The sequence below is a fragment of the Devosia sp. Z11_6 genome, assembly GCF_058133665.1.
Genome location: NZ_JBYUNQ010000002.1, coordinates 516,110 through 540,539, shown reverse-complemented (window position 1 = coordinate 540,539; position 24,430 = coordinate 516,110). Strand labels below are relative to the sequence as shown.

General features: G+C 64.0%; 24 protein-coding genes. 14 read left to right on the top strand and 10 right to left on the bottom strand.

Annotated elements, in window-relative coordinates:
* Window positions 1-292 precede the first annotated feature (292 nt).
* The 10 genes from AC3YMN_RS07860 to AC3YMN_RS07815 all read left to right on the top strand — a co-directional run bounded on the left by AC3YMN_RS07860 (window position 293) and on the right by AC3YMN_RS07815 (window position 10,047).
* Window positions 293-1,240 (top strand): ABC transporter permease, encoded by a 948-nt coding sequence (locus tag AC3YMN_RS07860; RefSeq protein WP_489889804.1) that lies wholly within the window; start codon window positions 293-295, stop codon window positions 1,238-1,240.
* Window positions 1,237-2,091, top strand: coding sequence for an ABC transporter permease (locus AC3YMN_RS07855; protein WP_489889588.1), 855 nt, complete (start codon window positions 1,237-1,239; stop codon window positions 2,089-2,091). The genes AC3YMN_RS07860 and AC3YMN_RS07855 overlap by 4 nt, the downstream gene beginning before the upstream one ends.
* A complete protein-coding gene (locus AC3YMN_RS07850) occupies window positions 2,088-2,897 on the top strand; it encodes an ATP-binding cassette domain-containing protein (RefSeq protein ID WP_489889587.1) in 810 nt (269 codons plus the stop codon). The genes AC3YMN_RS07855 and AC3YMN_RS07850 overlap by 4 nt, the downstream gene beginning before the upstream one ends.
* Window positions 2,894-3,655 carry an ABC transporter ATP-binding protein gene (locus tag AC3YMN_RS07845; protein ID WP_489889586.1) on the top strand — a complete coding sequence of 254 codons (762 nt, stop codon included), beginning with the start codon at window positions 2,894-2,896 and terminating at the stop codon, window positions 3,653-3,655. The genes AC3YMN_RS07850 and AC3YMN_RS07845 overlap by 4 nt, the downstream gene beginning before the upstream one ends.
* A complete protein-coding gene (locus AC3YMN_RS07840; RefSeq protein ID WP_489889585.1) occupies window positions 3,652-4,440 on the top strand; it encodes a DUF1684 domain-containing protein in 789 nt (262 codons plus the stop codon). Before AC3YMN_RS07845 ends, AC3YMN_RS07840 begins: the two co-directional genes overlap by 4 nt.
* 128 nt (window positions 4,441-4,568) lie before the next feature.
* Window positions 4,569-5,849 carry an O-acetylhomoserine aminocarboxypropyltransferase/cysteine synthase family protein gene (locus AC3YMN_RS07835; RefSeq protein WP_489889584.1) on the top strand — a complete coding sequence of 427 codons (1,281 nt, stop codon included), beginning with the start codon at window positions 4,569-4,571 and terminating at the stop codon, window positions 5,847-5,849.
* A gap of 112 nt (window positions 5,850-5,961) precedes the next feature.
* On the top strand, window positions 5,962-6,651 hold the full coding sequence (locus tag AC3YMN_RS07830; RefSeq protein ID WP_489889583.1) for an FAA hydrolase family protein: 690 nt from the start codon (window positions 5,962-5,964) through the stop codon (window positions 6,649-6,651).
* Window positions 6,652-6,813: 162 nt separating this feature from the next.
* Window positions 6,814-7,716 (top strand): sulfurtransferase, encoded by a 903-nt coding sequence (locus AC3YMN_RS07825; protein ID WP_489889582.1) that lies wholly within the window; start codon window positions 6,814-6,816, stop codon window positions 7,714-7,716.
* A gap of 93 nt (window positions 7,717-7,809) precedes the next feature.
* Window positions 7,810-9,027 carry a YeeE/YedE family protein gene (locus AC3YMN_RS07820; protein WP_489889581.1) on the top strand — a complete coding sequence of 406 codons (1,218 nt, stop codon included), beginning with the start codon at window positions 7,810-7,812 and terminating at the stop codon, window positions 9,025-9,027.
* A 435-nt stretch (window positions 9,028-9,462) separates the two neighbouring features.
* Entirely contained in the window at window positions 9,463-10,047 is a 585-nt protein-coding gene (locus AC3YMN_RS07815) for a DUF6969 family protein (protein WP_489889580.1), read from the top strand.
* A 23-nt stretch (window positions 10,048-10,070) separates the two neighbouring features.
* Here the strand turns inward: AC3YMN_RS07815 and AC3YMN_RS07810 are convergent, their stop codons facing one another.
* From AC3YMN_RS07810 to AC3YMN_RS07770, 9 genes are all read right to left on the bottom strand, one after another.
* The gene (locus tag AC3YMN_RS07810; protein WP_489889579.1) at window positions 10,071-10,919 is read right to left on the bottom strand and encodes a sugar phosphate isomerase/epimerase family protein; all 849 of its coding nucleotides are present in this window, start codon (window positions 10,917-10,919) and stop codon (window positions 10,071-10,073) included.
* 72 nt (window positions 10,920-10,991) lie between these two features.
* Window positions 10,992-12,611 carry an FGGY-family carbohydrate kinase gene (locus tag AC3YMN_RS07805; protein WP_489889578.1) on the bottom strand — a complete coding sequence of 540 codons (1,620 nt, stop codon included), beginning with the start codon at window positions 12,609-12,611 and terminating at the stop codon, window positions 10,992-10,994.
* 24 nt (window positions 12,612-12,635) lie between these two features.
* Entirely contained in the window at window positions 12,636-13,367 is a 732-nt protein-coding gene (locus tag AC3YMN_RS07800) for an SDR family oxidoreductase (protein WP_489889577.1), read from the bottom strand.
* Window positions 13,368-13,488: 121 nt separating this feature from the next.
* On the bottom strand, window positions 13,489-14,748 hold the full coding sequence (locus AC3YMN_RS07795) for a sugar ABC transporter permease (RefSeq protein WP_489889576.1): 1,260 nt from the start codon (window positions 14,746-14,748) through the stop codon (window positions 13,489-13,491).
* Window positions 14,745-15,569: an ATP-binding cassette domain-containing protein gene (locus tag AC3YMN_RS07790; protein WP_489889575.1), complete on the bottom strand. Its 825-nt coding sequence runs from the start codon at window positions 15,567-15,569 to the stop codon at window positions 14,745-14,747. Before AC3YMN_RS07790 ends, AC3YMN_RS07795 begins: the two co-directional genes overlap by 4 nt.
* 68 nt (window positions 15,570-15,637) lie before the next feature.
* Window positions 15,638-16,693: an ABC transporter substrate-binding protein gene (locus AC3YMN_RS07785; protein ID WP_489889574.1), complete on the bottom strand. Its 1,056-nt coding sequence runs from the start codon at window positions 16,691-16,693 to the stop codon at window positions 15,638-15,640.
* A 98-nt stretch (window positions 16,694-16,791) separates the two neighbouring features.
* On the bottom strand, window positions 16,792-17,829 hold the full coding sequence (locus AC3YMN_RS07780) for a LacI family DNA-binding transcriptional regulator (protein ID WP_489889573.1): 1,038 nt from the start codon (window positions 17,827-17,829) through the stop codon (window positions 16,792-16,794).
* 147 nt (window positions 17,830-17,976) lie between these two features.
* Window positions 17,977-19,014 (bottom strand): hypothetical protein, encoded by a 1,038-nt coding sequence (locus AC3YMN_RS07775; RefSeq protein ID WP_489889572.1) that lies wholly within the window; start codon window positions 19,012-19,014, stop codon window positions 17,977-17,979.
* A gap of 9 nt (window positions 19,015-19,023) precedes the next feature.
* On the bottom strand, window positions 19,024-20,205 hold the full coding sequence (locus AC3YMN_RS07770) for an HlyD family secretion protein (RefSeq protein ID WP_489889571.1): 1,182 nt from the start codon (window positions 20,203-20,205) through the stop codon (window positions 19,024-19,026).
* Window positions 20,206-20,274: 69 nt separating this feature from the next.
* On the opposite strand from AC3YMN_RS07770, the gene AC3YMN_RS07765 reads away from it, so the two are divergent.
* Complete coding sequence (locus tag AC3YMN_RS07765) at window positions 20,275-20,745, top strand: MarR family transcriptional regulator (RefSeq protein ID WP_489889570.1); 471 nt, start codon at window positions 20,275-20,277, stop codon at window positions 20,743-20,745.
* A gap of 17 nt (window positions 20,746-20,762) precedes the next feature.
* Here AC3YMN_RS07765 and AC3YMN_RS07760 read toward each other — a convergent pair whose 3' ends face one another.
* Complete coding sequence (locus AC3YMN_RS07760) at window positions 20,763-21,467, bottom strand: GntR family transcriptional regulator (protein WP_172121642.1); 705 nt, start codon at window positions 21,465-21,467, stop codon at window positions 20,763-20,765.
* Window positions 21,468-21,557: 90 nt separating this feature from the next.
* Here AC3YMN_RS07760 and AC3YMN_RS07755 point away from each other — a divergent pair, with 90 nt between their 5' ends.
* Genes AC3YMN_RS07755 through AC3YMN_RS07745 form a run of 3 tightly spaced genes read left to right on the top strand, consistent with a single transcriptional unit; the run spans window position 21,558 to window position 24,395 of the window.
* On the top strand, window positions 21,558-22,535 hold the full coding sequence (locus AC3YMN_RS07755; RefSeq protein WP_489889569.1) for a C4-dicarboxylate TRAP transporter substrate-binding protein: 978 nt from the start codon (window positions 21,558-21,560) through the stop codon (window positions 22,533-22,535).
* A 52-nt stretch (window positions 22,536-22,587) separates the two neighbouring features.
* A complete protein-coding gene (locus AC3YMN_RS07750) occupies window positions 22,588-23,109 on the top strand; it encodes a TRAP transporter small permease (protein ID WP_489889568.1) in 522 nt (173 codons plus the stop codon).
* 2 nt (window positions 23,110-23,111) lie between these two features.
* A complete protein-coding gene (locus AC3YMN_RS07745) occupies window positions 23,112-24,395 on the top strand; it encodes a TRAP transporter large permease (protein ID WP_489889567.1) in 1,284 nt (427 codons plus the stop codon).
* Window positions 24,396-24,430: the final 35 nt, after the last annotated feature.

The following is a 24,430-nucleotide window of genomic DNA, read 5'->3' as shown; positions in this document are numbered from 1 at the left end:
CCCGGCGCTTCCTCAACGCTCGCCGCCAGCCTCTCCGCTCCATCCCACCCTCCCCCTTGCGGGGAGGGTAGCGCAGCTTGGGCCGCAAGGCCCTAGCGGAGCTGGGGAGGGGGTCGTCGACCCTGCCACCGCTGGGCCCGCTCTTCTCCAGAGAGCGAACCTAGAGCACACATCCATCATTGGATAACCCCACCGGCCCTTTCGGGGCGCCGGTGGTTTTGTCCATCGCCCCCAGCTACACTGCGCGCGTCGCATCGCCGCCAAAGGACATCAGCCCATTCTCGCCTATACCATCCGCCGCACCATCATCCTGCTGCTGTCCCTGCTGATCGCGGCCGTGGTGCTGTTCGTGCTGCTGCGCCTGCTGCCCGGCGATCCCGCCAATGCGCTGCTGGGCGTCGGCGCCACCCCCCAGCAGATCGAGGCCGCCCGCGCCCAGGTCGGCTCCGACCAGCCCCTCCTCACCCAGTTCACCACCTTCCTCGGCAATATCGCCCGGCTTGATCTGGGCACCTCGTTCGTCAGCCGCGCCTCCGTGCTCGCCGAAATCGGCAATCGTCTCGCCGTCACCCTGCCCCTCACCGCGCTTGGCTTTGCCATCGCGCTCCTCCTCGCCATCCCCCTCGGCATCATCTCGGCGGTCAAGGCCGATCGCTGGTATGGCGCCGCCATCTCGGTCGTCTCGCAACTCGGCATCGCCATTCCCGTGTTCTGGGTCGGCATTCTGCTCGTTACTCTTTTTGCCGTGAACCTGCGCTGGCTGCCCTCGGGCGGCTTTCCGCTGCGCGGCTGGAGCAGCTTTGGCGAAGCCGCCACCGGCATGATCCTACCCGCCCTCACCGTTGGCCTCGTCATGGGCGCCTCGCTGCTGCGCTATGTGCGCGCCGCCACGCTTGAAGTGCTCGGCAGCGATTTCCTGCGCACCGCCCGCGCCTTGGGCGCCAGCTTCCCCGAGGCTCTCATCCGCCACGGCATCCGCAATGGCGCCGTGCCGGTGATATCCATTCTCGGCATCGAGCTGGCCTCGACCTTTCTCGGCGCCGTGGTGATCGAGCGCGTGTTCAGCCTTCCCGGCCTTGGCTCCATGCTGCTCCTGGCCATCCAGCAGCGCGATTATCCCAATGTGCAGGGCGTGCTCTTCGTTTCGACCCTCCTCGTCCTGCTCATCGGCTTTGCCGCCGATCTCGCGCAGCGCCTGATCGATCCGCGCCTGCGCACCCGCAGCGAGGCCCGCGCATGACCAGCATTTCCACCACCGCCACCGCGGCCCCGCAGCACCGCCCGCGCGCGCTGCTCCTTTGGGTCGGCATTGCCCTGGTGAGCCTCCATCTCGTTGTCGGGCTCCTGACCCTCGTCTGGACGCCCTATGATCCCACCGCCTTTTCCGGCGGCCGCCTCGAGGGCCCAAGCCTTCTCCACTGGGTCGGCACCGACCGGCTTGGCCGCGATCTTTGGACCCAGCTGATGATCGGCAGCCGCATTGCCCTTCAGGTCGGCACCGGCGCTGTCGCCATTGGCGCGGTGATCGGCGTTACCCTCGGGCTCCTCGCCGCCTTTGCCAGCAAATGGCTCGATGACGTGCTCGCCGCCGCCCTCGATATTCTCATTGCCTTCCCCACCCTCCTCATCGCCATGCTGGTGGTGGCGGCGAGCGATACGGCGAGCCTTGGCTCCGCCATCCTCGCGCTCGGCATTGCCCTTTCGGCCATCGTCGCCCGGCTCACCCGCATTCTCGCCAAGCGCGTTCTGGTGATGGATTACATCACCGCCGCCCGCACCTCGGGCAGCTCCTGGCCCAAGATCGTGCTCATCCATATCCTGCCCAATATCCTGCCCACCCTTTCGGTCAATTTCGCCCTGCAGTTCGGCCTTGCCGTCATCGCCGAAGCCTCGCTGTCCTATCTGGGCCTTGGCGCCCCGCCGCCCAATGCCTCCTGGGGCCGGCTGCTGCAGGAAGCCCAGGCCACGGTTTACACCGCCCCCATCGGCGCCATCGCGCCCGGCCTCGCTCTTGTGTCGCTGGTGATCGGCATGAATCTCCTCGCCGATGGCCTGCGCGACCGCGCCGATCCGACGAGGCGCAGCCGATGAGCCCCTTGCTGACCGTCGACAACCTTTCCATCCAGGCCGGTACGACAACGCTGGTCTCGAATCTGAGCTTTACCCTCGCGCGCGGCGAACGCCTCGGCCTGATTGGCGAATCCGGCTCTGGCAAGTCGCTGACCGCGCTGGCCACCACCGGCTTGCTGCCGCGGGGCCTTTCCGCCACCGGCTCGGTGCATCTCGCCGGCCAGCAGATGGTCGGCACATCAGAGCAAAAGCACAACCCGCTGCGCGGCACCGCTGTCGCCACCGTGTTCCAGGAACCCCTGACCGCGCTCGATCCCTTGATGCGTATCGGCAAGCAGATCGCCGAGCCCCTGGCGCGCCGCGCCCGCCGCGACGGCAAGCCCCTGTCCGGCAGCGTTCTCGCCGAAGCAGTGCAAACCCTGATGGGCGAAGTATCCCTCCCCGATCCGGCCCGCATCGCCCGTGCCTATCCCCACGAGCTCTCGGGCGGGCAGCGCCAGCGCGTCGCCATCGCCATGGCCCTGGCCTGCCGGCCCGACCTGTTAATCGCCGACGAACCCACCACCGCGCTCGATGTCACGACGCAAGCCGAAATCCTGCAGCTGCTCGACCGTCTCGTGCGCGAGCGCAACATGGCGCTCCTCTTCATCAGCCATGACCTGCCCGTCGTCGCCAACACGGTCGAGCGCGTCGTCGTGTTGCGCCGCGGCATTGCCGTGGAAGCCGGTCCCGTCGGCACCGTGTTCAACACCCCCCAACACGAATATACGCGCAGCCTCTTGGCCGCCGCGCGCAGCTTCGATCGGGCACTGGAGGGCCAGCCATGAGCCTTGTTACGGTTGAAAATGTTGGCTTCGGCTACACCCGGAGCCGTCCAATCCTCGACAATATCTCGTTCGAGATGGCGGAGGGCGACACCGTCGGGCTGGTCGGGGAATCCGGCTCGGGCAAAACCACGATTTTGCGCCTGCTTCTCGGTCTCGAACGCCCGGGCACTGGCACCATCCATTTCGATGGCGCCCCGCTCGACCCGCGCAACCGCGCTTTCATGCGCAGTTTCCGACGCCAGGCGCAGGTCGTGTTTCAGGATCCCTATTCCTCACTCGATCCGCGCCAGACCATCCGGGCCGTCATTGCCGAACCCCTGCGCTCGCTCCGGGTCGAAGGCGACCATCCGCAGATGATCAAGGCCGCCCTCGCCGCCGTCGGGCTCGATGCCGATGCCGCCACCCGCTACCCCCACCAGTTCTCGGGCGGTCAGCGCCAGCGCATCGCCATTGCCCGCGCCATTGTCGCCCGGCCCCGCCTGCTGCTGGCCGATGAAGCGGTGAGCGCTTTGGATCTCACCACCCGCATTCGCATTGTCGAACTCCTGGCGGGCCTCAGCCAATCCATGAGCCTCTTGCTCGTGTCGCACGATCTAGGTGTCGTTGCGGCCCTCTGTCGCCGCGTCATTATTCTCGAGCGCGGCCGCATTGTTGAAGCCGGCCTCACCCGCGACGTGCTCGCCCATCCCCAACACCCCTATACGCAGCGCCTGCTTGCCAGCGTGCCGCGGCTGCATCTGGAGACCCCGACGCCATGACCACCGCCCCCGCCGATTACACCGCCTGGAAAGACCGCCGCCTCGCCGCCCTCAAGGCCCCCGATGGCTGGCTCAACATCATTGCCCGCGATTGGCTCTCCGAAGGCACCGTGGCGGTCGGCAGCGCCGCCGATAACGACATCGTCCTGCCCACCGGCCCCGCCCATATCGGTACCCTGACGCAAGGCCCCGACGGCAGCGTGACCTATGCGCCCCTCGGCGGCGAGCCGACTAAGCTCGCGCTCTCCAAAACCAACCCGCCGCGGTTCACCGCCGAAAACCTCCTGCTCGAAGTCACCACCCTCAACGGCGAAAACGCTCTGCGCGTGCGCGACACCGCCTCATCAGCTGGCGACGACCTGCCCCCGATCCAATACTTCCCCTATGATCCAAGCTGGCGCATCTCCGCCCAGTGGATCGCGCTCGACGCCCCCAAGCAGCTTTCCATCACCACCTCCAAGGCGATCCCGACCGAGGTCGAGGCCTCCCACAAAGCCGTGTTCACCCGCGAGGGCACGACTTACGAGCTGCTCGCCACCCATGGCACGCCGCAAAGCCCGCAATTCGTTATTCGTGACCTGACCGCGCAAAGCGAAACCTATGGCGCCTGCCGCTTCGTGTTTGGCGAGGAGGTCACCGACACCTCGATCGTCCTCGACTTCAACAAGGCCATCAATCCGCCCTGCGCCTTCACCGACTTTGCCGTCTGCCCGCTGCCGCCTGCCGAGAACGTCCTGCCCATCCGCATCGAGGCCGGCGAAAAGCGTCTGGCCAACAGCCACTAGGCCGCGGCGCTTTTCCCCTGCGCCACCCTCCGGGGGAACACTGTTCCGCCCCGGGCGGTTGCCGCCCTCACTTCGGCATGCTCCCTTGCAGCACCAGCCGACCGGCCCACAAAACACTGGAGGAAACCATGAAGCTCGAATCCATCGCCCTGCACCACGGCTACACCGCCGAAGCCACTACCAAGGCCGCGGCCGTGCCGATCTACCAGACCACGTCCTATACCTTTGACGACACCCAGCACGGCGCCGATCTCTTCGATCTCAAGGTCGCCGGCAATATCTATACCCGCATCATGAACCCCACGACCGCTGTGCTCGAAGCGCGGGTCGCCGAAATGGAAGGCGGCATCGGCGCCCTCGCCGTCGCCTCGGGCATGTCGGCCATCACCTATGCCATCCAGACCATCGCGGAAGCCGGCGACAACATCGTCTCCATCTCCCAGCTTTATGGCGGCACCTATAACCTCTTCCAGCACACTTTCCCCCGCCAGGGCATCGAAGTGCGCATGGTCGGCTTTGACGATTTCGAGGGCTTTGAACGCCTGATCGACGCCAGGACCAAGGCCGTGTTCCTTGAATCCATTGGCAACCCGCTTGGCAATGTCGTCGACATCCAGCGCATCAGCGAGATCGCCCATCGCCATGGCGTGCCCGTGATCGTCGACAACACTGTCGCCACCCCGGTGCTCTGCCGCCCCTTCGATTTCGGCGCCGATATCGTGGTGCATTCCCTCACCAAATATATCGGCGGGCACGGCACCTCGATCGGCGGCATCATCGTCGATAGCGGCAAGTTCGACTGGGTCGCCAACAAGACCCGCTTCCCCATCCTCAACCAGGCCGACCCCTCCTACCATGGCGTGGTTTATACCGAGGCCCTTGGCCCCGCCGCCTTTATCGGCCGCGCCCGCGTCGTGCCGCTGCGCAATACCGGCGCCGCCCTTTCGCCCTTCAACGCCTTCCTGATCCTGCAGGGCCTCGAAACCCTGGCACTGCGCATGGAGCGCCATTGCGACAACGCCCTCAAGGTCGCCCAATTCCTCCAGAACCATCCCAAGGTCGCCTGGGTGAACTACGCCGCCCTCCCCGATAGCCGCTTCCACGCCGTGGCCCAGAAGATCACCAAGGGCAAGGCCTCGGGCATTTTGAGCTTTGGCATCAAGGGCGGCCGCGACGCCGGTGGCGTCTTCATCGATAACCTCAAGATGATCCTGCGGCTGGTCAATATCGGCGACGCCAAGTCACTCGCCGCCCATCCGGCCACCACCACCCACCGCCAGCTCAACGCCGAAGAACTGGCCAAGGCCGGGGTTTCCGAAGACCTCGTGCGCATCTCGGTTGGCATCGAGCATATCGACGACATCATTGCCGATATCGAGCAGGCCCTGGCCGCCGTCGAGGCCGCCTGACCCACTCCGCTCGCCGGCTGCAATCGCACCAGCCGGCGAGCACCTGACATTTTGTTCAGAACGCGTTCATCATCATGGCCAAAACCCGGCCAACCCGCCCCGGAGACCCCGTTTGCACCCCTTTACCACCCAGCTGCTCGACGCCATCACCACCGGCAATCCGGTCCCCCGCACCACCGCCAATCCCCCGCAAACCCCCGCTGAAAGCGAAGCCATCCAGTCCGAACTGATCGCCGCCCTCGGTGGCATCGGCGCCTGGAAAGTCTCCCCCTGGTCACCCGGCGCCACCATGACGGCGGCTCCCATTCCCAAGGCCTGGGTTCACCAAAGCGCTGAAACCGTTGATCTTTCCGGTCTGCGCTTCGAGGTCGAATTCGCCCTGGTTGTCGCTGATGACGGCTCCTACCGCATCGCCCCCGCCCTCGAATTCATCCGCTCGCGCACTCAGGCCGACGCCGAATGGCCCGCCGCCGCCAAGCACGCCGACCTCCTCGTCACCGGCGGCCTCGTCCTCGGCACCCCCCAGCCCCTGCCCGCGGCGGACAGCAAAATTGCCGTGACAATCCAGCTACTTGCCGGCGACGAGAGCCAGACGCTGACCACCAATCTGTCAGTCTCCGACCTCCTTGAAGCGGCCCGCTGGACCAGCGAATACGCCAGCCGCATCGGCCTGCCCTTCACCCCCGGCACCGTCATCATCACCGGCGCCCGCCTCGGCCCGATCGAGCTAGCCGCCAACCATATCCGCGCCGAGCTCGACAGTTTCGGTGCCGTCGAGTTCTTCCGCGCCGGGGCACAATAAACTCCGCCCCGCGGCGATACTTGCCGCCGAGTAGAATTTTCTTCTCTGCTCGGCGGCCAAAACAACCAGGCTTTTATCTATTCTGCCCGGGCTTTGGAGCGCCAGACTTCGCTTCCGCACGCCCAAAGCCTTATGCTCTCAGCAACTTTGCAGGAGTGTGGGATGCGTTTTTCGTCTTTGGTTGCGGCCGCCATGCTGGTCGCGGTTCCCGTCGCCGTCCAGGCCGCCGAGGTGACCCCGCTGGTCACCGCCGACTGGCTCAAGGCTAATGCCGCTGACGAGAACGTCAAGATCATCGACATACGTGACGAGATCGAAGGCACCGACCTCGGCGAATTGCCCTATATCGCCAATGCCGTAGTCGCCCCCTATGCCAGCGCCGGCTGGCGCACCGAGGTCGACGGCGTCCCCGGCCAGATCCCGCCCGAAGCTGAGATCGCCGAGCTGATCGGCAATCTGGGCATCGACGGGGACGATCACGTCGTGATCGTTCCGTGGGGCACCGACTCCTCCGAATTCGGTGGCGCCACGCGAGTGTACTGGACCTTCAAATATCTCGGCCATGACGAAGTTTCGATCCTCGATGGCGGCTGGCGCCAATACGATGCCCAGGGCGGCGAGCGCGTCGCCGAGGCCGCCAAGCCCGTGCCCGTTGAGTTCCCCTACGAAATTCAGCCCCAACTGCGCGCCACCACCCCTGACGTGCAGGCCGCTCTTGAAAAAGGCACCAAGCTCATCGATGGCCGCCCCACCGAGCAGTTCGTCGGCCAGTCCAAGAGCCCGGTCGTTCGTGTCACTGGCACCATCCCGGGCGCGGTCAACATCCCGCACTCGACCCTTTACAGCGGCGAATATGCGAGCTTTGCCCAGCCCGAAACCATTGCCACCCTGGCGCAGGGCGTGGGCTTGGCCGAAGGCGAAGAAAACATCGTCTTCTGCAACACCGGCCACTGGGCATCCATCGCCTGGTTCGCCCTGAGCGAAGTGGCGGGCAACAAGAACACCGCCATGTATGACGGCTCCATGGCCGAATGGGCTGCCGATCCGGCCCGCCCGATCCAGTAAAAACCTGGTGCCGGCCCTCCACCACTATCTTGGGTGTTGCGCTTGACCGGCGCAGCATCCAAAGCTTTTTGAACACACCAGTTTCCGAGACCCATGAGCCAGATATCTGCGGCCGCCCCGCCCAAACTGCTCCCCACCATTGTCCCTGACCGGGCGCCGCTCCTCGTGGCAAGCGCCATGCTTGTCTTGGGCTTTGCCCTCATCACCTGGCAGGTCGACCTGCGTCAGGGCGGCCTCTTCCTGATCGGTGCGATGCTCGGCGTTGCGCTTTACCACGGCTCCTTTGGCTTCACCGGCGGCTGGCGCCGCATGGTGGTGGAAAAGCGCGGTCGCGGCATGCGGGCCCAGATGCTCGCCATCGGCGTGGCCGCGATCGCCATGATCCCCCTCGTGGCTGCCGGCAATATCGGCGGCCAGGCCATAGTTGGCGCCATGGCCCCGGTCGGCCTTTCCGTGCTGCTCGGCGCCGCCATTTTCGGCCTCGGCATGCAACTGGGCGGCGGTTGCGGCTCGGGCACGCTGTTCACCGTGGGCGGCGGCTCTGCCCGGATGCTGGTGACGCTGGTCTTCTTCATCATCGGCGCCGTCGCCGGTACCGCACATCTGCCGTTCTGGCTGCAGCAGCCGTCGCTGCCGCCGATCAGCATCGGCGCCGAACTGGGCGTCGGCTTTGCCATTGCCGTCACCATCGCGGGCCTTGCCATCGTGGCGCTGATCACCGCGTTGGTGGAAAAGCGCGTCCATGGCAATATCGAACACGAACCGGCGCCCGCCCCGGCCGACTGGGGCTGGATTCTCCGCGGCCCATGGCCTCTCGTCGGCGCGGGCCTGGTGCTGGCGCTGCTCAATATCGCCACGCTCCTGCTGGCCGGCCACCCCTGGTCCATCACCTATGGTTTTGGCCTCTGGGGCGCCAAGATCGCCCAAACGGTAGGCGCCGATGTCGCGAGCTGGGAATTCTGGACCTGGCCCGCCCAGGCCCAGGCCCTGCAATCCAGCGTCTTGGCCGACACCGTATCCGTGATGGATTTCGGCCTAGTGCTCGGCGCTGCCGCTGCCGCCGCCATCGCCGGCAAATTTGCGCCCAAGGCCGCCCTGCCGCTCGGCTCACTGCTTGCGGCCATCGTCGGGGGCCTCCTCATGGGCTACGGCGCCCGCCTGTCCTTTGGCTGCAATATCGGCGCGCTGTTTTCGGGCATCGCCACCGGCAGCCTGCATGGCTGGCTCTGGTTTGCCGCAGCTTTCGTGGGCTCGTTCTTCGGCATTGCCCTGCGGCCGGTATTCGGACTTGATGGACTGGCCAAGAAATGAGCGCGCGTAACACCCTTCTGTTTGGCGCCGCTCTGGCCGTTTCCACTGCCGCGATCGCCTATGACCACCTGACCAATCCGGTGCCGCCGCGTCCGGGCACCCAGACCGTTGCCGCAGCGGGGGGTTCTGCCCCTTGTGCAGCCGCGCCCTGTGCTGCGGGGGCCTCTCCCTGCGCCGCCGGCGCGCCGGCCGCACCCATGCGCGCGGCTCCCCCACCCCCAGCCGCTGCACCCTGCGCGGCCGGTGCGCCACAGCTGGCGCCGCCTCCGCCACCCCCGGCCACCCCGCCTGCTGCCGGCAAGGCACCGCCCCCGCCACCACCGCGGGCGACACCTCCGGCTCAGCCGCAGGCTGCGCTGGCTGCCCCGCCACCTCCGCCCAAGTCTAAGCCTGCGGGTGCGGAAGCGCCTGATCTGGTTCTGGACCCGTCCTGAGATGAGTGAGGACGCCCGCCGGCAGGCCCTGGCTGAAGTCGCCTTTTGCGAGACAATCCTCGCCAAGGGCGGCCTCAATGTGCTGAGCGAAACCTTTGCCGGCGTGACCACGATTGAGGCCTGGGAGCATTATCCCCCCGGCGATGTGTTCGACCCTGCGAGCAATTCCCAATGGTTCTACCATTGCCATCCGGCCGAGGAAGGCTCGCGCGAGCACGGCCATTTCCACTGCTTCCTGCGGCCGCAGGGATCCAACGGTCCCATCCACCATCTGGTGGCGATCGGCGTCGATAGCGAAGGGCGCCTGCTGCGCCTCTTTACGGTCAATCAATGGGTGGTAGGCGACGATTGGGCTGACGCCGAGGTCACGATCCCCCTGCTTGAACGCTTCGACATGCAGATGCCCTGGCCCTCTTATCTGGTAAACCGATGGCTCACTGCGGTGGTCGTTGCCTATGGCGAGCAGATTGCGCAATTGCTCCGCGACCGCGACCGCGTTCTTGCCGCCCATGCCGCAGAGAAGGCGGTGGTGCACCAGGACCGCTCGCTGGAAGTGCTGTCTGAGTTCTTCCCACCCGCTACCTGACCGGGGGAGCGGGATGATAACAGCTAGATCAACCTGTACTGCTTGGCCTTGTTGCGCAGGAAGGGCAGGCCCTTGTCCATCACCTCTTCGAAGCTGTTTGCCACCGGCCGCCACACCGCAAGGCCATAGGCCAGTTCCGGCGGCATGTTGATGAAGCTTTCCATGGCGATCCCACCCTTGAAGCCGATGGCGGCGAGGGTTGCATAGATTTCGTCCCAATCGCAGGTACCCTCGCCCGGCGTGCCGCGATCGGATTCCGACATATGGATATAGCGCAGCAGGTCGCCCGCATCGATGATTCCGTTGCCCGCACCCTTTTCCTCGATATTCATGTGGTAGGTATCGAGGTGAATGAAGATATTGTCGGCGCCCACCTTTTCGATCATCCAGCGGGCCTGTGCTGCCGTGTTGATCAGGTGGTTCTCGTAGCGGTTGACTGGCTCGATGCCAAAGGCCAGGCCCACCTGCTTGGCGTAGCGCGCCGCTTCTTCCAGCGCGCGGGCCATGTTGTCATATTCCTGCGCCGTGGGGGGCAGCCCGCTGCGCTGGCCGATGCCGCCATAGGTGACGCCCGACAGGGCCTCCGCCCCCATGGCTGCGGCAACATCCATGACATGCTTGAGATGGGCGATCCCCGCTTCTGGATCAACCGAAGGCCAGCTGCCCTCAGGCAGGCCGAGCGAGCAGACCGCCCGCATATTGTGCTGCTCGAGCAGCGATCTTGTATGGGCCGGATCCACCACACCCGGGTTGACCAGGGCGATTTCGATGAAATCCATCTTGTAGGCCGCAGCGGCGGCAACCGTGCGCTCCGCTCCGGCCCGATCCCAGTTCATCGTCCACATGCTGGTGTGAACACCAAAGCCTTGCATTGCCTTTTCCTCTTCTCGTCAGAAATCTTGACTACGGTGCCGTCTCAAATAGCCAAAAACCAACATGGCGCCTCAGGACCGATGCGCGGCGGCAAGGTTGCGGAGGTCCCGCGCCGTAGCCTGCAAGGTGAGGAACGCCTGGTAGCGGAAATCCTGCAGCGCCCGCAGGTCAGGGTTGGGCAAGCAGCGCGCCGCTACGCGGGACATAGCCGGCATTGCCGTTTGCAGGTCCGGGTAAAGGTTCGACGCCACTGCGCCCAGCATGGCCGAACCCAACAGCACGGGTTCGGGGCATTCGGTGATATCGACCGGCAGCCCCGTGGCATCGGCGAGCAATTGCCGGGTCAGCGGATGGGCGCCGGCGCCACCGCTGATGCTGATCGTTCCCACCGGAGCGCCATGAGCCGCCTGCGTCTCGATGATCTGGCGCAGGCCATAGCCCAACCCGCAAATGCCGGCGACGTAAAGGGCCACCAGCGAGTCGGGACCCGATTCCATGCCTTGGCCCATGATCACGGCGCGGGCATGCGGATCGGCAAAGGGCGCGCGGTTGCCCAAAAATTCCGGCACCACATGCAGGTCGTCGGCCAGCCGCACCGTGGCGCTGGCGTTGCCGGCGAGCTGCAAGGCGCGATCGGCCAGCCATCCCGGCAGGGACATGCCGGCCGCTTTTGCTAAGGCCGTCGCTTCCGCATTGCCGGGATGCAGTTGCACCAGCTGATCGATTGCGGCACCGGCTGCCGACTGCCCCCCTTCGTTCAGCCAGGCGCCGGGCACCATGGCCGAATAATAGGGCCCCCACACACCGGGTACAAAAGCCGGTTCTTTGGTAGTCGTCATGGTGCACGATGAGGTGCCGAACACATAGCCGAGGCAGCGCATGGCGTCGCCACCGGCCGCAACCGTGCCCAATCCACCCGCATGGGCGTCGATCAACCCGGCTCCCACGGCCGTGCCCGGCAACAAGCCCATCGCCTGTGCCGCGGCTTCGGTCAGCCCCTGTCCCAGCGGCGTGCCGGGGTCGACGACGCTTTGGCCGATACGCTGGAAGTTCTGGTCGGCCAGGTCCGCCAGGCCAATCTGGCGGAAATAACTCGCATCCCAACGACGCTCATGCGCGAGATAGGTCCATTTGCAGGTGACGGTGCAGGCCGAGCGATCCAGCGCCCCGCTCGCCTTCCAGGTCAGGAAATCGGTGAGGTCAAAGAAATTGGCCGCCCGGGCATAGATGTCCGGGCGATGCTCGCTCAACCACAGCAGTTTTGGCGTTTCCATCTCGGGCGAAATGCGGCCGCCCACATATTGCAGCACCGCATGGCCCTGCGCGTTGATGCGCTCGGCCTGCTCAAGCGCCCGATGATCCATCCAGACGATGATATCGCGTTCGGGATGGTCGGGATCGCCGACCGGCAGGCTTTCGCCCTCGGGCCCGAGCACGACCAGCGAGCAGGTGGCATCGAACCCAAGCCCCCGCACCTCAGCCGGGTCGATCCCGGCTTCGGCGACGCTTTGCCGAACCGTTTCGCAAACGGCCTGCCAGATTTGCGCGCTGGATTGCTCGGCGATCCCGCCGTCCTCGCGGTGCATGTCGATATTGCGGCGCGCCGTGGCCAGTATCCGGCCCTCGGTATCGAACACGCCGGCTCGCGCCGAGCCGGTGCCGACATCAACCCCAATAACATAGCTGGGCATCGCGGATTCTCCCGGAAGCTGGTGTCAAACGCGATCGAAGCTGGTGGGGAGCACGATCATGTCGCGGATCGTCACAGTGCGGTTGCGCGTGAGCATGTAGACGATGGCGTCCGACACTTCCTCGGGATCCATGAGGCTGCCGGCTTCCTTGGCCCTGCGCAGGTTTTCTTCCGGCCAGTCGGCCAGCAGGGCTGAAACCACTGGCCCCGGCGAGACCTGGCCGACGCGGATGCCATGGGGAATAAGCTGGCGGCGCATGCCCTGAACAAAGCTCGTAATGGCCCATTTGGAGCCCGAATAAACCGGCTCCCAATAGGTGGGAAAATGCCCCGCCACCGAGCAGGTGACGAGGATATCGCCGGTCTTGCGCTCCATCATATGCGGCAGCACGCCATGCACATTCTTCATCACCGCATTGACGTTGAGATTGAGCATGCGGTCGATGGCTTCGGGCGTGGTTTCAAGCAGATCGCCACCGACATAGGTGCCGGCATTGCAGTAAAGGATGTCGATATGCGGCACCTTGGCGAGGATCTCGGGCACCATGGCGTTGCAGCTCTCGGCGTCGAGCAGGTCGGTGACCTGGACAACCGCCTTGTCCCCCAGTTCGCCCGCAAGCGCCGTCAGCGCCGCCTCGTTGCGGTCGACCATCACCACCGTCGCGCCCTCCTTGAGCAGGGCCTTGGTGGTCGCCAAGCCGATGCCCGAAGCTGCCCCGGTGATCACCGCGATCTTGCCTTGCAGGGATTCCGCCATTCTTGTTCTCCTGGATAAAGTGGTTGAAGCGCGCCGCAGCCTTGTGCATCACCCAAACTGTTGCTGATGGGCGGGTTTGCCCATCAGCCTGATTCTTGCATGCCCCGCGCAGTTTCGGCTCTCAAGCCCGCCCATGCGAGGCGCGCGAGCGCCGGGCCAGCGAATCCACGATCACGGCGATGGCCAGCACGGCCCCGGTGATCATGTAGCGCAGGGACGAGTTGAGATTGAGCAGGGTCAGCCCATTGGCTATGGCCTGGATGACGATGATGCCGAGCAGCGCCGAATAGGCACTGCCCCGCCCGCCAAAGAGGCTCGTGCCGCCGATCACCGCTGCGGCAATGGCGTTGAGGTTGACGTCGCCCGTGCCGGCCTGCTGGCTCGAGGACGCCAGCCGCGAGGCCGCCAGCACGCCGCCCAGCGCGGCAAAGGTCGAGCACAGGATAAAGGCACTGGCATAGATGCGTCGCACATTGATGCCGGCGCGGCGGGCCGCTTCCTTGTTGCCGCCCACCGCCTGCATGGAGCGGCCCCATTTGGTGCGGGTAAAGGCGTAATCCATGATGATGACCAGCGCCACAAAGAGGCCGAACATCCAGGGCACGCCGCGCCCGAGATTAAGGTAGTAAACGGCCCCTTCGATCACGAGGGTCAACACCGCGGCCTTGAACAAGAGCCCGCCCATTCCCCCGGAACTCAGATTTGCCGCTCGCCGGCGCTGGATCGTCCGCATACCCAAAACGATGGTGAAAATGCCGGGCAGCAAGCCCAGCGCATGGGAGAGCCATTTGGGCATCATCAGGATCTGCCCGAACATCACCAGCGGCGACTGGTAGGGCAGATTGATCGAGCCGGCATTGCCCAAAATGTAAAGCTGCAGACCCAAAAGAGCGAGTAGCCCCGCAAGCGTGGCCACAAAGCTTGGCATCCCAAGCCGATTGTAGAGCAGCGCATAGATGCTGCCGACGACGACGCCGGCGAGGAGGGCAGCAAGGAGCGCGACCTCAAAAGGCCAGCCCTGCGTCACCCAAAGCGAGCCGAACAGGGCGGAAGCCAGCCCGCTCATCGAGCCAACCGACAGGTCGATCTCGCCCAGCATCAGCACGCAAACAATGCCAAGCGAAATGATGCCGACCGTGGCGCAATCGAACAGCAGGTTCACCAGGTTGTTGGGCGCCAGATAAACTGGGTTGAGGGCGCTGAACACCAGCGAGATCACCACCAGCCCGACGGCAACGGGCAGCATGCCGAGATCGCCCGAACGCACCCGGTCGAAAAAGCCTCGGATCGCGCCCGAGACGCCCTCGTCATGCCGGACCCGTACATCGCTGCGGTCCAGTTCACGGGAAGCCTCAGGCTTTACCTGATCGAGCTGGCTCATCGCATTGCCTCCTGGTCGGATGTGTCCGCAGCAAGTTGTTTGCGGCTCATGCGCCGCGACACGGCGTTTTCAGTAGCGCCGGTGATGGCCGCCACCAGCTCGTGGTTGGAATCCTCGGGCGTGAACACGCCATTGTTGCGGCCCAGGCGCAGCACGACAATGCGGTCCGCGACTGCCCGCACATCCTCCATGTTGTGGCTGATCATCAGCACACCCAGCCCCCGCGCGCGAACCCGCTCGATCAGGTTCAACACTTCGGCGGTCTGCGCCACGCCAAGAGCGGCAGTGGGCTCGTCGAGCATGATGAGCTTGGGTTCCAGCAGCAGCGAGCGAGCGATGGCTACGGTTTGGCGCTGCCCGCCCGACAGCGACGCCACCGGCTCGCGCACCGAAGGAATGCGGGCGGACAGCTCGGTAAGTAGCGTCCAGGCGCGCACTTCCATCGCCACCTCATCGAGGCGCCAGGGGTTCTGCTCGCGTCCAAGATAGATATTGGCGACAACATCGAGGTTTTCGCACAGCGCCAGATCCTGGAACACCGTGGCGATGCCAAGATTAAGCGCTGCGGCGGGGCTGTCGAGGCTCACCTCTTGCCCATTGAAGCGGATAGTGCCTGCCGACGGCTGGTGCACGCCAGCCAGGATCTTGACAAGGGTGGACTTGCCAGCGCCGTTGTCGCCCACCAGCGCCACAACCTCGCCGGCATGCACCTCTAGCTCGATATCGGTCAGCGCTGATACAGCGCCGAAATTCTTCGAAATGCCACGCAGGCTGAGCACCGGCTCGCTAGTACGCTGCGCAGTTGATGACTGATCGGACATGGCCTGCCCCTTCGCTCAGGAGGAATATCCGCCCGGCCACATCTGGCCGAGCGGACAGGGATTGGCGCTTACTCGAGAATGCTGAGTTCGCGACAACCTTCGGCATATTCACCCGTGCACACTTCCTCGGCGCTGGCGATGTCCTTGTCGAAGATCTCGGCCTTGATGTTCTCGCGCGTTACGACCACCGGCACGAAGAGTTCGGAGGGGGTGTCGTAAAGCGTGGTCTTGGCTTCCGGCGTCTCCCCGTTGAGCAGCTTGTAGGCGACCTGGGCCGCAGCCGCCGCCACGATCTCGGACGGCTTGGAGATGGTGTTGTACTGATCACCCGAAATGATCAGCTGCAGTGCAGCGATCACCGCGTCATTGCCCGTGACGGGCGGAACGGGGTCAACGCCTGCCGCCTTGAACGCAGCGATGGCGCCGCCGGCAGTGCCGTCATTGGCCGCAGCCACGCCCACGATCTGGTCGCCAAAGCGAGTGATCTGTCCGCTCGCCCATTGCTGGGCTTCGGCCGGCACCCAGTCGGGGGTATCGAACTCAGCCAGGGTCTCGTAGCCGGACGCATCGAGCGCGGAGTCGATGCCGTCGCGGATCAGGCCGGCTGCCGCGTCGGTGGGCGAACCATTGATCTGCAGCACGCCCGCGCCTTCGGGCACACCCTCGGCCTTGAGGTGGTCCACCAGCGACTGCGCAATGGCGCGGCCAATACCCTCATTGTCGAAAGACACATAATAATCCGCCGGCGTATCGGGGATCGGGCGGTCATAGGCGATCACCTTGACGCCCTGGGCATGGGCCTGCTGGACCAGCGATGCGGCGGCCGAGGAGTCCACCGGGTCAAGCACGATCACCGTGGCGCCCTGGGTGATGGCGGAGTTGAACTGTTGCTGCTGCAGCGCCGCATCAGCCGTTGCGTTCTGGTAGATCAGATTGCAGTTGGCGCAGAGCTTTTGCATCTCTGCCTGGAAGCCCGGCCAATCATGCTCCTCGTAGCGCGTGGAGCCCTGGTCCGGCATCAAAAAGGCGATCGTGGCATTTTCGGCCTGGGCGAAAGCTGGGGCCGCCATCAGCAAGCCGGCAAGCGTCGTTGCCAGCGCAGTTCCGATCAAAGTTCTAGACATGTAGTCCTCCCATTGTGGTTGATTTCACTCACTCCTCCAACCCGACTTTGTGTCTGGGCCGGGATTCTCTTAATTCTTCGTTGCGGCGCTTAGCGCCGTCAGCCGAGCGTCAGCAGCTCTGCGCCTCCTGTTGCGTGTCCCACGCTCTTGCGCGTGGCGCCCGGTGCGGCGGTCGATTCACGCAGCACCAGTTCCACCGGCAGCTGCCGGTGCACCGGGCCACCGCTGGCGCCGTTGATGCGTTCGAGCAATTGCGACCAGGCCAGCCGCCCTATGAGGTCAACAGGCTGCCGGATCGCGGTGATGGACGGCCGGGCAACCGGCATCCAGGAATAATCATCAAAGCCCACCAGCGACACGTCATGGGGCACCGAGCGCCCGTTCCGGTTGAGGGCCGCCAGCACTTGCAGTGTGGTGGTATTCATCAAGGCAAGGATCGCGCTGGCGCTGGCAATCTGCGCCTCCGCCGAGCCTGGCAACGCTTCGGGCACGCCGCCAAGGCCGGTTTCCACCACCAGGGGTTCGGCGCCGAATTCAGCCAGCACTTGCGCCACGCCGGCGATGCGCTCGCGCAGATTTCGCACGCCCAGCGAGGGGGTGCAGACGGTGATTTGTCGATGACCGAGCTGCACCAGGTGGCGGGCCGCTGCCGCACCGGCGGCAACATTGTCGATCTCGACGAAGTCGCTGGGCTCGCCGTCGGGCGCCCGATCGGCAAAGACCAAGGGGATGCGGGCCGCCTCGATCTGCTTGCGGGACGCAAGTCCGGCCGAGCAGGGTATGATGATGAAGCCGGCGGGCTTCCATTGCATCAAAGCGTTGATGCGGGCTTCCTCGATTTCGGGCTGATGGGCGGAACTTGCCACGATCAGCTCGAAGCCATCCTTCTGGCAGCTGGCTTCCACTGCCGCCAGGATGGTGGGAAAGAATGGGTTGTCGAGGGCCGGCACGATCGCCGCTACGATCTTGGAGCGCCCGCTGCGGAGATAAGAGGCCGCCGGATTGACCCGGTAGTTGAGCGCCTCGACCGCCGCCATGACCTGCTCGCGCGAGCCGGCACGAACCGGCTTGTCGCCCGATAGCACGTTGGACACCGTCGCCACGGAAACGCCCGCGCGCTTGGCAACGTCCTTCATGGTCACGTTGATCTTGATCTTCCCACCCTCCCCGGTGAGCCGCCTCAAGCCGAAGCTAAAAACGATTTACGTAAATCGTTTCACGGCGCCGCGAGGCTGTCAAGCGGGTGCTTTGCTCGCCGCAGGAGGAGGGAGGGCTGCAGAAGCCTATGCAGGCGCCGCCGCCTTGTCTCCGGCGGAGTCCCGAGGAAGAAAGGTGGCGTCCAGAAGCGACACCAAGAGCGCGGCGAGCAGCGTACCGGCCACCGTCAAGCCCGCCCGCTGGACGAACGCAAAGCCGGGCTCGGAGGTGGCCAGCGCGCTGCCGACCAGCGAAATCATCACCGAAGCAGCATCCTGATAAGCCATAGAGGGCAACCGGCCGCTCAGCATCTTGTGCCCCAACCAGAGGGTCGCGAGAAAAACCAGGCACAGTAGCATAGCCAGATGCCCGACCCAATTGAGCAGCGCAAGAATGGTGAGCGCCAGCACTCCCCCCAGGATCACTGAAAAGCTGCGCTGCCCTGCCTCTGCCCAGATCGAGCGGCGCGTCGATTGCACCAGCACGAACATGCCGGCGACTGCCAGCATCATGTTGGAGAAGTCGAGGATCGTGTACAAAAACAAGCTATAGCCCAGCATGACCACCGTGCGATTGGCCGCACGGATCCCCCATCCTGAGGGAAATGCCGGTTCATACTTGTCCACATTGATCTCGGTGGTGCAGGGCGGCAGCAGCACATAAAGCAGTGGGATTACGACGGCCGAGCACAAGGCCGCCTTGCTCATCTCGCTGCGCAGATAAGCCATGGCCGGGTAGGAGCCGAGGCCCATGATCGACATCAGCGCCACGGCGACGATGATCAGCAAGCCAAAGGCGTTGCCGGTTCGCTGGATCAGGTAAAAGGCGAGAAAATAGATGCCGCCGATCACCAGCAACAGCAGCGCCGGGATGCCTGAGAACAACATCACCACACCCGACATCAGCCACAACACCCCGCTGAACATGATGGGAGCGGCAAAGACCCGCCGGTCATCGAAGGCCTTCCGATTGCCCGCCAGAAGCGAGAACATCAGGGTGGGAAAAATCATCGCCAAGGGCGAGCGGAAGGCCATGCCAATGAGGAGCCCGACTATAGGCATGATGGCGACCCGCACGGCAAACAGCGGGTCTTCATCGATCAGCGGCCGGGGAGCAATGAACATGGCTGCCCGTTAGTACAGATAGGAGAAATAAGCGCTGAGCGTCTGCAAGGCAGAGGCCGCAACAGCCACCGGATGCGAGCTGCCCTGCGCGTAGACGAGGGCGCTGGCCTTTGAGCCCACCCGAACATTGTCCGGCCAGGTTTGGTCGGGCGCCAGTTCAACATGCACCGGGATCGTCCGGGCCGGCTCGAACCAGCGGGCCATGGCCTGATTCTGCGGCAAGCCGTTAGCAGCGGTGCGGCCGGGATCAATGCCCCAGGCGATGCTGCGCACCACGCCAGGATATTTGCGGCCCGGTGCGCCATCAAACAGGATATCAGCGTCATCGCCGACATCGATATTGGCAAGCTGATTTTCGCGCATATCGACCACCACCCAGGAACTATCGGCCTCGATAAAGGTGAGCGCGGGGGTGCCGGCATTCACATATTGGCCCTGGGCGAGCTTGAGATTGGTGACCACCCCGTCAGCGGGGGCCAGCACCGAAGCAAAGGATCGGTTGAGCCGCGCTTGCTCGAGCTGCACCGCAGCCGTTTCCACCTGCGGATTGGCTTCCTTGCCACCGGCACGAAGCCGGGCGCTTTCAAGTTCCGCAGTGGCGGCATCAAGTCCCGAACGCGCCGATGCCAGTTGTGCATTTGCCGCATCGAGCTGAACCTGTGATGCCAAACCACGCTGATGCAGGCTCGTGGTGCGCTCGGCAGCGGTCCGGGCCGTATCAAGGCTGGCGCGCGCCTGCTCAACTTTGGCTTCAGTCGCCACCAGCGAGATGACCGAAGCGTCAAGGGTTTGCGTGACTTGAGCGAGATTGGCCTCGGCTTGCCGGACCGCCAGGTCAAAGGGAGCCGGATCCAGTTCAAACAGCGGCGTACCCCGGACGACAAACTGATTGTCCTGCACCAGTACAGTTTGCACCTGTCCCGATACCCTGGGGGCCATCAACGCGGTTAGCGCCGTCACCGAACCGGAGGAACTCGCCGGAGCCACCAGGTCGGTCGCTACATGCCAGCCCAAAGTGCCGATAAGGACAACAAGGATCACCCCGGCCACCTTGCGTGCCGGGTTGGCTCGTTTGGCGGCCGGTTCCGCACGCGGCGCAGCTTCATCTGGCTTGCCTGCCGCAGCGTGTGGCTGCAGCGCCTGCGCGGGAGTTGCAACTTCGGTATCGATTTGAGCAGTTGTGCGAACCACGTTTTTTCGTCCTTGCTTCAAGGGGCCGACGCCTCTAGAAGTAATTTGTCTTCACCGTAGAGATACTTCATGGAAGAGAAACCGTCAAGCAGCAGTGCGCGCGACCTGAAGATGCGCCGGCTCGGATCGGCGCTGCAAAATCTGATGCGCAATGTAGAAAGCGCGCGTGAGGCCGCTGCCCGCGCCCAGAAGCTGCATCCAACCGATTTCTCCTGCATTGGCCTACTGGCCCGAGCAGGAGCACCGATCAGTCCCAAGCAGATCATTGACGAGCTGCATCTGAGTTCGGGCTCAGGGACGGCCTTGCTGGATCGCTTGGAACGGGCCGGCTTTGTGCGTCGCCTGCCCAATCCAGACGATCGCCGCAGTGTGTTGATCGAACTGGACAAACAGCAGGCCGCCGAGCCACTGGCGAGGTATCGGGAAATCGAACAGGCCTATGTTCGGGTGACGGAAAACCTGACCGACAAGGATATGGACACTGTGGCGGACTTCCTCGATGGCGTTGCCGCCCTTACCCGGCTGCATCCCCGGCCGTGATTTGACGCCTTCCCAGCTCAGGCGGAAAACCAGTTGGCATGGGCTTCCGCCAATTTGGGCAGAGAAGTCAGGATTTCGCTTAGGTGTCGCTGCATCCCCGCTTCGGCGCTATCTGGATCACGGCGGCGGATGGCGTCGGCAATTACCGCGTGCTGCTCGATCAAGGTCTTGATCGGCGTGGCGTCTGAAAGGGACAGGTAGCGCACCCGGTCCATCTGCGCCTTGAGGCTCTCCAGCAAACGCCAGGCATGTTCGCAATCGGCAGCCAGTGCAATCGCCTGGTGAAAGGCTTCATCGAGGCGCAAGAATTCCACATGCTCGCCCGCATAATTGGCCTGGCGCTGGCGCTCGATCAACCCATCGAGAATGGAATGGTGACGAGGGTCGGCCTCGGCGGCCGCCTTGCGCACCACGGCTACTTCAATGGCTTCCCGAATGAACCGGGCGTTTTCCACTTCCCGGCGTGAAATCATCACCACCGAAGTGCCCCGCTGGGGCCGAATCTCCACCAGCCCCACCTCCGCCAGTTTGATGAAGGCTTCGCGCACGGGCTGGCGAGACACACCGAGCTGGCGAGCCATCTCGGCTTCCGACAGGGGATCGCCTGGCCGCAACTGCAGCTGGATGATGGCCTGGCGCATGGCCTCAAAGACCTTGTTGCCCACGGTAGCGGGCCGCCCCAATTGGGCACCCTCATGGGTCAGGGGTGCAATCGTTACCATGTTGACTCCTTTGAACTACCATACTACCATTTTTGCGAGGCCGTTGCCTAGAGCACGGAACGTCGCGGCTACGCCGCTTGGGAGGAAATCATGAAATTCATACCGCTCTCTGCGGCGCTTGCTGCTGGCTTGGTCATCTCGTACTCGGTTCCCGCGATGTCGGCTGACTATACCCTCAGCGTCAACACGGCGCTGGCCACTTCAGACCCGCTGTATAAGGGGCTTGAAGCCTTCCGCGACAATGTTGCCACCGCCTCCAATGGCGCCATTGAAGTCAAGCTCTTCCCCAATTCGCAGTTGGGCGCCGATGAAGACGTGCTGGAGCAGGCCCGTGCTGGAGCGCCGGTCGCTGTGGTGGTTGATGGGGGTCGCCTCGCCGCATTCGTCAACGAATTTGGCGTGCTCGGCGCTCCCTATCTCGCTTCGGGCTATGAAGGCATCCGCAAGGTCGTCGTTTCCCCGCAGATGGAGGAATGGATCACCAAGCTGCACGACGCTTCGGGTCACCAGGTGCTCTCGTTCAACTGGTGGCAGGGTGAGCGGCACCTCTGGACCAAGATGCCGGTCAATGTGCCCACTGACCTCAATGGCTCACGTATGCGTACCCCAGGCGCGCCGGTCTGGGTGGAAACGGTTTCCGCCATGGGCGCCACCCCAACCCCGATGCCGTTCTCGGAAGTTTATTCGGGCCTTGAGCAGAACGTGATCGATTCCGTGGAAGCCCAGCTTCCCGCCGGCTTTGGCTCCAATCTGCAGGAAGTCACGTCCGTCCTGACCAAGACCGGCCACATCAACCTGATCACCGGACTTGTCACCTCCGGCCCCTGGTTCGACAGCCTGCCCGCCGAGCTGCAAACCGTGCTCCGCGACGAGGCCCTCAAGGCTGGCGATATCGCTTCCTATGGCACCCAGGATGCCCTGGCCCAGATCGAGGCCGACCTCGTCGCCGCCGGAATGACTGTCAACGAGATCGACGTCACCCCGTTCAAGGAAGCGACGGCCGGCGTTTATGACAAGCTCGGCTATGGCGCGCTGCGCGACGAGTTGCAGGCTATCGCCAACCAGTAATTCCTATGGCGGGTCCTGCGGGGCCCGCCATTCCATTGCTCAGGTAAAATCCATGCTCAAGCGTTTGGCTCAACTCGAGCTGGCGATCTGCTTCGCCTTGCTCGCCGGCATCACCGGCCTGGTGTTCACCGCCGCCCTTATGCGGTTCTTTGGCCATCCGCTGATCTGGTCGGTGGACATGGCCCAGCTCCTCTTCATCTGGCTGTGTTTTTTCGGCTCCAACAAGGCCATGCGCGAAAAATCGCACCTGGGCATGGAAGTGCTGGTGTCGCGCCTGGGCTACAGGCGCCGGTTCTGGCTGGAATTTGCTTGCACGCTGCTGATCATCGCCTTTTTGTTGGTGCTGGCAGTTGAGGGTTGGAAGCTGACCATGCTCAACCGTGAACGCACTTTTGGCGACAGCACCCTTTCTTATTCCTGGGTCACCGTTGCCGTGCCCGTGGGCTGCGTGCTGCTCGCCGCCACACTGATTTACAATACGGTTCGGGCGTTCAAGGGCCGCCAGCAGGAACTGCTGATCTATAACCGCACGCAGGCCGAAATGGACGCCAGCGCCCCCACACTGGAGCTCTGATCATGGCCCTGATTGGTATCGCCTTTGTTGTGCTGATGGTCCTGGGCATGCCCGTTGCCTTCGCGACCGGCATTTCCGGCTTCATCTTCTTCATGACCACGCAGGGCATGCCAATGTCCATCGGCGTGCAGAAGATCGCATCGATGAGCCAGAGCTTCCCTCTGCTCGCCGTGCCCTTCTTCGTACTGGCCGGCCACCTGATGAATGAAAGCGGCATCACCGGCCGCCTTCTCAAGGTCGCGCTGCTCTCGGTAGGCTGGATGTCTGGCGGTCTGGCGCAGGTGGCCATAGTGCTTTCCACCTTGATGGGTGGCGTTTCCGGCTCCGCCGTGGCCGACGCCGCCATGGAAGCGCGCATTCTTGGCCCCACCATGACTGCCAAGGGCTATGGCAAGGGCTTCTCGGCCGCCGCAATTGCCGTGGGCTCACTTATCACCGCCACCATTCCGCCGTCCATCGGGCTGATCCTTTATGGGTTTGTCGGCAATGTCTCGATTGGCCGGCTGTTCCTGGCCGGCATCATTCCTGGCATCCTCATGATGGTGGTCCTGATGCTCACCACCTATCTCATTGCCAAGAAGCGGAAATATGTAGTCGCCGACAGCAAGAAACCGACGGTCAAGGCGCTGGCCGCCGCCTGCTGGGATGCCAAATGGGCGCTGCTGTTTCCCGTGGCCTTGGTGCTGGCCATCCGGGGCGGCCTCTTTACACCTTCCGAGGTCGGCTCCGCCGCCGTGGTTTATGCCCTCGTCATTGGGTTTTTCGCCCATCGCGAGCTAACTATCGAAAAGGTTTGGCGCTGCTTTGGTCAGGCGACCTCCGATGTTGGCCTGATCATGCTCATTATCCTGATGAGCGGCATGGTGGGCTATGCCACCATCTATCTGCAGGTGCCCCAGGAACTGGCGGGCTGGATGCTGGCCGGCATCACCGATCCCAATATGATCGTGCTCGTCATCCTGATCTTCCTCTTGGTGGCCGGCCTGGCGCTCGACAGCACGGTGATGGTGCTGCTGCTGACACCGATCTTTGTGCCCATCATCACCCAGGTCGGCATGGATCCCGTCCATTTCGGCATACTGATGATGTCGATCGTCACCTTGGGCGGCATGACCTGGCCCAGCGGTTCGGCTATGTTTGCCGTGTGCTCGCTGATGAATGTGTCGATCGAAGAATATTCCATCGAATCGATCCCCTTCATCGCTGCCGTCGTCGCCCTGATAGCTGTGCTGCTCTTCGTGCCCGACCTCGTGCTCTGGCTGCCGCGCCTCGCCTTTGGCAGCTGACGACGCCGTTGGAGCCGCGTGCAGCGGCTCCGACC

What these genes read in the sequence shown, in the direction of transcription:
- AC3YMN_RS07845 (WP_489889586.1), top strand. Translation starts at nt 2,894, where the DNA reads ATGAGCCTTGTTACGGTTGAAAATGTTGGCTTCGGCTACACCCGGAGC.
- AC3YMN_RS07745 (WP_489889567.1), top strand. Translation starts at nt 23,112, where the DNA reads ATGGCCCTGATTGGTATCGCCTTTGTTGTGCTGATGGTCCTGGGCATG.
- AC3YMN_RS07750 (WP_489889568.1), top strand. Translation starts at nt 22,588, where the DNA reads ATGCTCAAGCGTTTGGCTCAACTCGAGCTGGCGATCTGCTTCGCCTTG.
- AC3YMN_RS07805 (WP_489889578.1), bottom strand. Translation starts at nt 12,611, where the DNA reads ATGCCCAGCTATGTTATTGGGGTTGATGTCGGCACCGGCTCGGCGCGA.
- AC3YMN_RS07795 (WP_489889576.1), bottom strand. Translation starts at nt 14,748, where the DNA reads ATGAGCCAGCTCGATCAGGTAAAGCCTGAGGCTTCCCGTGAACTGGAC.
- AC3YMN_RS07785 (WP_489889574.1), bottom strand. Translation starts at nt 16,693, where the DNA reads ATGTCTAGAACTTTGATCGGAACTGCGCTGGCAACGACGCTTGCCGGC.
- AC3YMN_RS07810 (WP_489889579.1), bottom strand. Translation starts at nt 10,919, where the DNA reads ATGCAAGGCTTTGGTGTTCACACCAGCATGTGGACGATGAACTGGGAT.
- AC3YMN_RS07775 (WP_489889572.1), bottom strand. Translation starts at nt 19,014, where the DNA reads ATGTTCATTGCTCCCCGGCCGCTGATCGATGAAGACCCGCTGTTTGCC.
- AC3YMN_RS07755 (WP_489889569.1), top strand. Translation starts at nt 21,558, where the DNA reads ATGAAATTCATACCGCTCTCTGCGGCGCTTGCTGCTGGCTTGGTCATC.
- AC3YMN_RS07760 (WP_172121642.1), bottom strand. Translation starts at nt 21,467, where the DNA reads ATGGTAACGATTGCACCCCTGACCCATGAGGGTGCCCAATTGGGGCGG.
- AC3YMN_RS07835 (WP_489889584.1), top strand. Translation starts at nt 4,569, where the DNA reads ATGAAGCTCGAATCCATCGCCCTGCACCACGGCTACACCGCCGAAGCC.
- AC3YMN_RS07800 (WP_489889577.1), bottom strand. Translation starts at nt 13,367, where the DNA reads ATGGCGGAATCCCTGCAAGGCAAGATCGCGGTGATCACCGGGGCAGCT.
- AC3YMN_RS07855 (WP_489889588.1), top strand. Translation starts at nt 1,237, where the DNA reads ATGACCAGCATTTCCACCACCGCCACCGCGGCCCCGCAGCACCGCCCG.
- AC3YMN_RS07815 (WP_489889580.1), top strand. Translation starts at nt 9,463, where the DNA reads ATGAGTGAGGACGCCCGCCGGCAGGCCCTGGCTGAAGTCGCCTTTTGC.
- AC3YMN_RS07780 (WP_489889573.1), bottom strand. Translation starts at nt 17,829, where the DNA reads ATGAAGGACGTTGCCAAGCGCGCGGGCGTTTCCGTGGCGACGGTGTCC.
- AC3YMN_RS07790 (WP_489889575.1), bottom strand. Translation starts at nt 15,569, where the DNA reads ATGTCCGATCAGTCATCAACTGCGCAGCGTACTAGCGAGCCGGTGCTC.
- AC3YMN_RS07765 (WP_489889570.1), top strand. Translation starts at nt 20,275, where the DNA reads ATGGAAGAGAAACCGTCAAGCAGCAGTGCGCGCGACCTGAAGATGCGC.
- AC3YMN_RS07840 (WP_489889585.1), top strand. Translation starts at nt 3,652, where the DNA reads ATGACCACCGCCCCCGCCGATTACACCGCCTGGAAAGACCGCCGCCTC.
- AC3YMN_RS07820 (WP_489889581.1), top strand. Translation starts at nt 7,810, where the DNA reads ATGAGCCAGATATCTGCGGCCGCCCCGCCCAAACTGCTCCCCACCATT.
- AC3YMN_RS07825 (WP_489889582.1), top strand. Translation starts at nt 6,814, where the DNA reads ATGCGTTTTTCGTCTTTGGTTGCGGCCGCCATGCTGGTCGCGGTTCCC.
- AC3YMN_RS07850 (WP_489889587.1), top strand. Translation starts at nt 2,088, where the DNA reads ATGAGCCCCTTGCTGACCGTCGACAACCTTTCCATCCAGGCCGGTACG.